This window comes from Methylobacterium nonmethylotrophicum (genome assembly GCF_004745635.1).
In the GTDB taxonomy this organism is placed as follows: Bacteria; Pseudomonadota; Alphaproteobacteria; order Rhizobiales; family Beijerinckiaceae; genus Methylobacterium; species Methylobacterium nonmethylotrophicum.
This window is the reverse complement of record NZ_SRLB01000052.1, coordinates 20271-29248: the sequence shown is the minus strand read 5'-3', so window position 1 is coordinate 29248 and position 8978 is coordinate 20271. Positions and strand designations below refer to the sequence as shown.

Annotated in this window: 8 protein-coding genes; 5 read left to right on the top strand and 3 right to left on the bottom strand. The window is 72.5% G+C overall.

What is annotated here, in order from left to right; translation table 11 throughout:
- The coding region (locus EU555_RS33680; protein ID WP_245524631.1) for a sugar phosphate nucleotidyltransferase at nucleotides 1-161 on the bottom strand (161 nt) is incomplete at its 3' end.
- A gap of 491 nt (nucleotides 162-652) precedes the next feature.
- Between EU555_RS33680 and EU555_RS33675 the strand changes: the two genes are divergently transcribed.
- Nucleotides 653-1930, top strand: coding sequence for a multidrug effflux MFS transporter (locus EU555_RS33675; protein WP_135419693.1), 1278 nt, complete (start codon nucleotides 653-655; stop codon nucleotides 1928-1930).
- Between the two features lie 63 nt (nucleotides 1931-1993).
- Nucleotides 1994-2494, top strand: a complete 501-nt coding sequence (locus EU555_RS33670) for a DoxX family membrane protein (protein ID WP_135419692.1) — start codon at nucleotides 1994-1996, stop codon at nucleotides 2492-2494.
- A gap of 99 nt (nucleotides 2495-2593) precedes the next feature.
- On the opposite strand, the gene EU555_RS33665 is transcribed toward EU555_RS33670, so the two are convergent.
- Both EU555_RS33665 and EU555_RS33660 read right to left on the bottom strand, forming a co-directional pair.
- On the bottom strand, nucleotides 2594-3757 hold the full coding sequence (locus EU555_RS33665) for a PAS domain-containing protein (RefSeq protein ID WP_135419691.1): 1164 nt from the start codon (nucleotides 3755-3757) through the stop codon (nucleotides 2594-2596).
- Nucleotides 3758-4282: 525 nt separating this feature from the next.
- Entirely contained in the window at nucleotides 4283-4957 is a 675-nt protein-coding gene (locus tag EU555_RS33660; RefSeq protein ID WP_135419690.1) for a LuxR C-terminal-related transcriptional regulator, read from the bottom strand.
- 270 nt (nucleotides 4958-5227) lie between these two features.
- Between EU555_RS33660 and EU555_RS33655 the strand changes: the two genes are divergently transcribed.
- The 3 genes from EU555_RS33655 (at nucleotide 5228) to EU555_RS33645 (ending at nucleotide 8978) form a co-directional block, all read left to right on the top strand.
- Entirely contained in the window at nucleotides 5228-6316 is a 1089-nt protein-coding gene (locus EU555_RS33655) for an extracellular solute-binding protein (RefSeq protein ID WP_245524630.1), read from the top strand.
- A 243-nt stretch (nucleotides 6317-6559) separates the two neighbouring features.
- A complete protein-coding gene (locus EU555_RS33650) occupies nucleotides 6560-7492 on the top strand; it encodes an alginate O-acetyltransferase AlgX-related protein (RefSeq protein WP_135419689.1) in 933 nt (310 codons plus the stop codon).
- 100 nt (nucleotides 7493-7592) lie between these two features.
- Nucleotides 7593-8978 (top strand): MATE family efflux transporter, encoded by a 1386-nt coding sequence (locus tag EU555_RS33645; protein WP_135419688.1) that lies wholly within the window; start codon nucleotides 7593-7595, stop codon nucleotides 8976-8978.

The window sequence follows — 8978 nt, the reverse complement described above, 5'->3', positions numbered from 1 at the left end:
GGATCGCCGAGCCGCGCGGCGGTGGCCTGGAACGAGGAGCGCTCGGGCTCGGCGAGCGGCAGGAACTGCTTGGGGAAACTCTCGCGGGAGGCCGGCCACAGCCGCGTTCCCGAGCCGCCGCAGAGAATCACCGGATGGATCAGGTCACCAGCATCGGACATGGTCGAACTCCGGGCCGCACGGGCAGAAGAGGTTTTGCAGGAGAGGTTTTGCAGGAGACGTCTTGCAGGCGAGCGTCGTTCGCAGGCGAACATGGCAGGCGAACATGGCACGAGCGACCAATCTTACAAACAGGATCCCGCAACGGAGCGGTCTTGCCGCTCGGATCCCGGGCGCTCCTATGGATCGCCCAGGACGAGACTGACAGTCGAGTGGGCGCATCGCGGCCCGTCCGCCCTCGGTCGGATCGCAGAAATTGGCATCTCGATCAAGGGAACCGAGACGGACGGGGACATATCTGTTCCGGCACGACGTTGCACGGCATGGTTTCGCGGATGCGACGCGCGGCGACGGGCGCGCCGCACCGCCATCGCGGCGCGGCAGGCCGCATCGCTGCCATGCCGCGGCCCGCCTTGCGGGCGCCGTCACCCTCCTGCACTCCTCCGGAGCAGCGCCGGCGCGCCTCCCGCAAGGCCGGCCTTCCGGGAAGACCATGGCGAGCAGCGCAAGCCACGACGCGACACCGATCCCCGTCGCCCCCGCCCGGGCCGGGCCGGGCTGGGCCGGGCCCGGCTTCGTCGAGTTCGTGGCCCTGATGGCCCTGATGATGGGCCTGACCGCCGTCACGATCGACAGCTTCCTGCCGGCCTTCCCGGCGATCCAGCGGGATTTCTCGGTCGCGGATCCGAACCGGCTGCAGCTCCTGGTCTACGTCTACATGCTGGGCTTCGGCACCGCCCAGCTCCTCTACGGTCCGGTCTCGGACGGGACCGGACGGCGGCCGGCCCTCATCGTCGGCATCGCGATCTACCTCGCCGGCAGCGTGCTCGCCATGCTGGCGCCGAGCTTCGAGGTGCTGCTGCTGGCCCGGGCGATCCAGGGGATCGGGGGGGCGGCGGGCCGCGTGCTCGCGGTCGCGATCGTGCGCGACCGCTACGACGGGCGCGACATGGCCCGCGTGATGTCGTTCTGCATGATGGTCTTCCTCATCGTGCCGATCCTCGCCCCCTCCCTCGGCGGCGCCATCCTGTTCGCCGGCCACTGGCGCCTGATCTTCGGCGTCATGCTGGCGCTGGCGCTGGTCACCCTGGCCTGGTTCGGCCTGCGCCTGCCCGAGACCCTGCACCCGGGCTTCCGGCGGCCGGTCTCGGCCCGGGCGATCGGCGCGGGCATCGCCGTCACGGTGCGGACCCGGACCTCGCTCGGCTACGCGACCGCGCTCGGCCTCACCACCGGCTGCATCATGGGCTATGTCGGCTCGGCGCAGGCCGTCTTCGACAGCGGGATCTACCATCTCGGGGCCCTGTTCCCGGTGGCCTTCGCGCTCATCGCCGGGGCGATGGGCGTGGCGACGCTGATCAATGCGCGCCTCGTGCGCCGCCTCGGCATGCGGCGCCTGGCGCATGCGGGCGTCCTCGGGCTCTTCCTCGTCGCCTGCCTCCAGCTCGCCTTGATGCTGGGCTTCGGGGGCCGCCCGCCCCTGTGGCTCCTGATCGCGACCCTGGCGGCCTGCCAGTTCCTGATGAGCTTCGCGATGCCGAACTTCAACGCCCTGGCGATGGAGCCGCTGGCGGCGATCGCCGGCACCGCCTCCTCGTTCATCGGCTTCTACACCACGCTGCTCGCCGCCTTCTGCGGCCTGCTGGTCGGCCAGTCGTTCGACGGCACCGTCCTGCCGCTCGCATTCGGCTACTGCGCCCTGAGCGGCCTCGCCCTCGCGACGGTGCTGTGGACCGAGCGCGGCCGCTTGTTCGGGAGCGGAGGGCGCTAACCCTCTTAACGCTCCCTTCAAGGCTCCCGGGCCAAGCTCCGCCCGCATGACGAGGGCATCGGGATGGCAGCGCGCAACGACGGAATCCTGCTCGCCGGGCGGCTGCTCCTGGCCTCGTCCCTGCTGCCGGCGGCGATCGCGCGGGCGCTCAACCCCTCGGGATTCGCCCTCACCCTGGCGGCGACCGGCCTGCCGTCCCCGAACGCCGTCGCGACCGCCTCGGTGGTGGTGGGCCTGTTCGGGCCGCTGCTCCTCGCGCTCGGGCTCCTGCCGCGTCTCGTCGGCCTCGGGCTCGCCGTCCACGCGGTCGTGATGGGGCTCCTCCTGCACCGGTTCTGGGATTTCTCCGGCGCCGTCGCCCGGGTCGAGCAGGAACTCTTCCTGGCCCAGCTCGGCCTCGCCGCCGGCTTCGTGCTCTACGCCGTCACGGGTCCGGGCGGCTGGAGCTGGCAGGGCTGGTGGCACGGGACCGCGCGCGCCGAGCCCGCGCCGGCGGCCGCGCCCGCCGCGAAGGCGCCTCGCAAGCGCGCGAGCGCCCCGCGCCCCACGAAGGCGGCGGCCTGAGCGAACCGGCCTCTCACCCGGTTTCCGAACGACTGCGTCAGGCGATCCCTGCGGGATCGCTTCGCGATGCGGATTTCGTATGGTCGTCCGGACTTTGTATCAGGCCGACATCAGCCGCGCGCCCTCGAGGTTCGGGTCGGGATAGCGGCTGGTGATGTCGCACGCGACCCCGATGAGGCGAGTGCCTCCGCCGGGGGCCGGCACCAGGCTGCCGCGGGCGGAGAGCCACCTTACCCGCCCCTCGTGGTCGACGATGCGGTACTGGGCGTCGTAGGGCCGCTCGCCCCGCAGGGCCGGCTCCAGGACCGAGATGACCCCCGGCCTGTCCTCCGGGAGGATCATCGCCAGGAACTCGTCGAGGGGGCCGTCCGTCACGCCCATCAGGACATTCCCGATCGCCGAGCAGGTGACCTGCCGGCTGACCGGATCGACGTCCCAGGTCATCATCTCGGCTGCCGAGATGGCGAGGCGCAGCCGCTCCTCGCTGGTGCGCAGGGCCTCTTCGGCGCGGATCTGCTCGTCGATGTCCGCCATGGTCCCGACCCATTCGCGGATCGCCCCGTCGACGTTCTCGAGGGGCACGGCGCGGCCGAGCATCCAGCGGTAGGTCTCGTCGCGGTGGCGGACCCGGAACGAGGCTTCGAGCGGCGTGCCGTTCTGGCAGCAGGTCCGCCACACCACCTCGGTGCGGGTCCGGTCGTCGGGGTGGAGGGCGCTCAGCCAGCCCAAGCCCTGAAGCTCCGTGTCGCACAGGCCGGTCCGGGCGCTCAGCCCGAAGGTCTGGGTCAGGCTGCCGTCCGGGCTCGCGCGCCACTCCACCGCCGCGCTCGCCTCCACCAGGGCGCGGTAGCGCTGCTCGCTTTCCAGAAGGTCCTTCGGTGCGGATTCGTCCGGACCCGCCGGAGACGCTCCGGCCGCGGGCGCGAGCTGCCGGAAGCTGGGCTCATAGCGGCCGAGGGGCAGGTCGATGCGGACCGTGAGCGGGCAGGCGGGATCGGTGTAGATCTGCTGCAGCACCTGACGCAGGCGCCGGGCCTCGACCCGCACGATCGCGTCCGTCGCCGGATCGAAGCTGGTCGAGCGCCCGAGGGCGTCGGTCGCGATGGTGTAGGACTTGAGCAGGCTGCCGCGCCCGGCCAGGCTCTCGCGCACGACGTAGGAGAGGAAGGCGGAGAGCTGCGGCGACTTCTTCAGCGACGGCAGGTTCAGCAGGACGTCCAGGGTCGCAAGAATGTTCTCCGTCCCGATCTCTTCCCGGTCCATCGCTCGATTCCGTCGCATTTCCACCCCGCGCCGGATCCGGGTGCTCCCGCGCCCGGGTCGCGGCGATTGAGCGCTCAACCGGTGAAGAGGGTGCACACTCGCATCAGATACGCCAGCCACTCAGGTAAACCGTCAGCCGGTCCGGCTGTCAAGTGACGAACCTCCGTTGTTGTTGACCTAGGGTCAGTATCAGGAAATGCATCGGCAGCACTCGCCACCTTGGTAACGATCGATCGTTCGATTCGGACTTTCCCGGTGCGGTCGCCTCCGGAGGACAGCCGTAGGCTGGCAGCGGCTGCCCCGGACCTATCTTTCTGCGTGCGTATTCTTTGCTTATTTTCCTCAATTGCAACGCTTCGGCCGAGCCGGACCGGCCGCGCGGGCCGGATCAGCCGATGGCCGGAGCGATCACTCCCCGGTCCCCGGAAGGGACACCGGGTGATCGCCCGGGAGGACGCCGGGACGCGCGCCTGCTGTTTCCCGCCGTCTGGCCCACCCGGGTCCGGCCGCCGGTCGGGGGCCGCGTCAATCCGCCAGCAGCCGCGCGCCGACCACCGCGGCGGCGGCCCGGTTCTGCACCCCGAGGCTGCGCAGCAGCGCCGCCATGTGCACCTTGACGGTTCCCTCGCCGAGCTGCAGCCGACGGGCGATCTCCTTGTTCGAGCGTCCCTCGACCAGGAGGGCCAGGACATCGCGCTGGCGCGGCGTCAGGTCGGGGATGCGCGGGTTGCGCCCGTCGAGGGCGGGTCGCGGCTCGAGCGCCGGGCGCGGCGAAGGCCCGTCGAGGATGGCCAGGGAGGCCGGCACGAAGATCTGGCCGTCCAGGATCATCCCGACCGCCCGGGTCAGCTCGGCGGAGCCGATCCCCTTCGGCACGTAGCCGTGGACGCCGACCTCGAGGGCGGTCAGGATCTTGGTGCGCTCGGTCGACGCCGAGACCACCGCCACCCGGACGGCCGGGAAGCATTCCCGCACTGCGCTGAGGCTGCCGGGCCCTTCCATGCCGGGCATCGCGAGATCGAACAGCGCCAGGGTCACGGCGCCGCGGCGGGTAGAGAGCTGGTCGACGGCGGCATCGAGCGAGCCGGTCTCGACGACCTCGGCGAATCCGAAGCTGCGCGTGAGGATCGCCACCACGGCGAGGCGGAAGAAGTCGTCGTCATCCGCGATCAGGGCGACTGGCGGCGTCGGCTGGGTCATACCGTGGCGTCTCTGGAAACGGTCCGTCGCCCGATCCTAGAGCAAGTCGGGGTCACCTGGGTATCCTCCCGCTACGGAATAACTGGCAATATCAACGACCTATCATACGGTTCAGCTGCGCCGGACAGGGCACCCGCGTGCCGGGACATGATCCGGCGTGCGGCGCGTCACCGCACCGTCGCCAGGGCTTTCTATCCTGGGGACGGTTGGCGTTGAAGCGGGTATCGGCGCGATCTCAAGGCGCGGCGGGACACGGGCGGGTGGAGGGGCATGATGGGGGGTGCGGCACCGATCGGCGGGCGGCGGCGGGGGATCCGCACGGTCCTGAGTCGGGCCGGTCTGGCGCTGCTGCTCCTCGGGAGCCACGCGGGAGGTCTCGCGCCGCGGCCCGCCGCGGCGGCGGAGCGCACCCGGCTCGTCGCCTACACGGCCCTCGAACTCGAGCAGCTCGACCCGATCCGCCGGGCCATCGAGGCGGCGGTGCCGGAGGTCGAGATCGCCTGGCTGCGGGCGTCGACCGGCCTCATCACCGACCGCATGCTGGCCGAGCGGAACGCGCCGCAGGCCGACCTCCTGATCGGAGTCGCCACGACGAGCCTGCTGCAGTTCGAATCCGCCGGCCTCCTCGACCCCTACCGCCCGGCCGGCGTCGAGGCCCTGCGGCCGTTCTTCCGGGACCAGACCCCGCCCTACAGCTGGACCGGGATGGACGCCTATCTGGGGGTGATCTGCTTCAACACCGAGGTGGCGGCGAGGCACCGGATCACGCGGCCGAGCTTCTGGCGCGACCTCCTCGGCCCCGCCTTCAAGGGGCGGATCGCGATGCCGAATCCGGCCGCCTCCGGCACCGGCTACCTCCTCGTCGCGGCCTGGCTGCAGACCCTCGGGGAGGATGCGGGCTGGGCCTTCATGGACGCCCTGCACGAGAACGTCGCCGCCTACCTGCCGAGCGGCTCGGCCCCTTGCCGGGAGGCCGCCGCCGGCCGCCACGCCGCGGGCCTCTCCCTCGACATGCGGGCCGCCGCCGAGAAGGCGGCGGGCGCGCCGATCGACATCGTGGTGCCGGTCGACGGCACCGGCTGGGAGGCCGAGGCCTTCGCGGTCGTGGCGGGCCGGCCCCACCTGCCCCTCGCGAGGCGGGTGGCGGACTGGGCGGCGAGCCGCGAGGCCAATGCGCTCTACGCCCGCAGCTACGCCATCGTGGCCTATCCGGGCGTCTCCAACCCGGCGCCGGTCTACCCGCCCCACGCCGAGGCCAGGATGATCCGCAACGACCTCGACTGGATGGCGCGCAACCGCACCCGCATCCTGGCCGAGTGGAGCCGGCGCTACGGCGCCAAGGTCCGCAGCAGCCCCTGACCCCGTCGCCCGCCTTTCTTTTTCCGTTCCACGAGCGCAGACCCCTCGCGCGGCGCACCGTCCCCGGGGATCCGCCCGCGGCGCGGCGGTCCCGCGCCGATGCATCACGCCCCCGGCCGCGAACGGCCGGCGCCGCCGCGGCCACCGGTTCGGCGGCGGCGATGATGCGGAACCGAGGAGCCGAGCGGAGCTGCACCCTGCGGCTCTGCCGAAGCCGCGGCCGACCCGCGCGCAGGAGACCGGATGTATCACGCGGGCAAGGATGGCTGGCTCTTCCTCACCGGAGGCACCAACGAAGTCGCGGGGCAGTACCGTCCCTCGCGCCCGCTCGACCGCGTGCTGCGCCGCTGGCGGCGGCGCATCGCGGAGCGCGTGCGCCGCTGCCGCGGCCTCGGCGCCCGCTACCTGCACCTCGTCGTACCCGAGAAGCTCAGCCTCTACGAGGATCGCTTCGACGGCCTGTCCGTCGATCCGCGCCACTCGCCGGCCCGCCGCCTCGGGGCGATGATGCGCTGGTCGTGGGTCGGGCGCCGGGCCTGGATCGACCTCGTCGGACCGATGCGGGCGCGGCGCGGCGGTGCCGCGCAAGGCGGGGCCCCGGCGCTGCATTTCCGGACCGACACGCACTGGACCATCCACGGTTGCCTCCTTGCCTACCGGCTGGTCTGCCGCGCCTGCGGCGCGGCGCCCCGCACTGACTTCCTCGAACGGCCGTTCCGGGAATTCGAGGCCGTGCTCGACATCGGCGGCAAGCTCGACAGGCCGCCCCTCGAGACCGTGCGGGTCTACGACCTGTTCCGGGATGCCGAGCGCGTCGCGGGCGGCCGCCTCATCGACGCCTACGCGGCGGCCGGCCGCATCGGCGAACTGCACAACGGCGCCCACGCGGTCTACCGCAACCGCTCGCCCGAGGCCGACCCCCGCACCCTGATCCTGTTCGGCGATTCCTGCGCGAACTTCACGCCCAACGGCCTGACCGCGATGCTGGCCGAGACGTTTCGCGAAGTCCATTTCATCTGGTCGACCAATCTCGACTGGTCCTACATCGCGCGGGTCCGGCCGGACATCGTGCTCTGCGAGCAGGTCGAGCGGTTCCTGCCCCGTCTCCCGGACGACGACTTCGATCTCGCGGCCTTCGAGGCCGGGAAGCTCGCCGCACTCGGCCGAGCGGCCTGAGGGTGGCCCGCCTTCCGGCTTGACGAGAAACTGGCATATGCCACTAACTGGGGCCGCCGGGATCGCCGGCCGCTCTGACCGACCCGAGGAGGGCCGCCCGATGGACGCGCGCACCCACCGCCTGCTCCACGCCCCGATCGGGCCGACGCTGCTGCGCCTCGCCGCACCGAACGTCGTCGTCATGCTGGTCCAGGCCCTCGTCGGCCTGATCGAGACCGCCTACGTGGCGGGGCTCGGCACCGACGCGCTCGCCGGCATGGCGCTGGTCTTCCCCGTCCTGATGCTGGTGCAGATGATCTCCGCGGGCGGCATGGGGGGCGGCATCCTGTCGGCGGTGGCCCGCAGCCTGGGGGCCGGGCGGCGCGCCGACGCGGACGCGCTGCCGTGGTACGCCGCCGCGATCGGCCTCTTCCTCGGTCTCGTCACCACGGTGCTCGACCTCGCCTTCGGGCCGGCGCTCTACCGGGCGATGGGCGGGGAGGGGGCGTCGCTCGACGCCGCCACGACCTATGGCGGCGTGGTCTTCGCCGGCGCGGTGCTGATCTGGCTGTTCAACGCGCTGGCGGCGGTGATCCGCGGCACCGGCAACATGGCGCTGCCGGCGATCGTCATCAGCGTCGGCGCCGCGGTGCTGGTGCCGCTCTCGCCGGCCCTCATCTACGGCTTCGGCCCGATCCCGGGCCTCGGCATCGTCGGCGGCGGCGTCGCGGTGCTGGCCTACTACGCCGCCGGCACGGCCGTGTTCGCCCACCACCTCTGGGCCGGCCACGGCCTGCTGCGGCCGAGCCTGCGCCCGCCTCGCCTCGCCTGGGCGCCCTTGCGCGACATCCTGCGGATCGGCGCGGTCTCCTCGATCGTGAGCGTCACCACCAACGTGACCATCGCGTCCGCCACCGCCTTCGCGGGAGCGGCCGGGCCCGCCGCGGTCGCCGGCTACGGCACCGGCGCGCGGCTCGAATACCTGCTGGTCCCCCTCGTCTTCGGCCTCGGCGCGCCGATCGGCGCGATGGTGGGCACCTGCATCGGCGCCGGCGACCGGGCCCGGGCGCTGCGGGTCGCCTGGACCGGCGCCGCCATCGCGGGGGCCTTGACCGAGGCGATCGGGCTTTCCGCCGCCCTGTGGCCGGCGCCGTTCCTGACCCTGTTCGGCCACGACCCGCAGATGCTCGCGGTCGGCAGCCGCTACCTCCACCTCGTCGGGCCGTTCTACGGCTTCTCCGGGGTCGGGCTCGCGCTCTACTTCGCCGCGCAAGGGGCGGGACGGGTCGGCTGGCCGCTGGCGGCGGGGCTGTCGCGCATGGCGGTCTCGATCGGCGGCGGGTTCCTGGCCTTGCGGCTCGGCCTCGGGCTCGACGGGGTCTTCCTGGCGCTCGGCCTCGGGCTCGCGGCGCTCGGGCTCATCAATGCCGGCGCGGTCGCGGCCGGGGTGTGGTTCCGGGGAGAGCGGGCGCGGACGCCCGCCCTCGTCGCGGCGGGAGGGAAATAG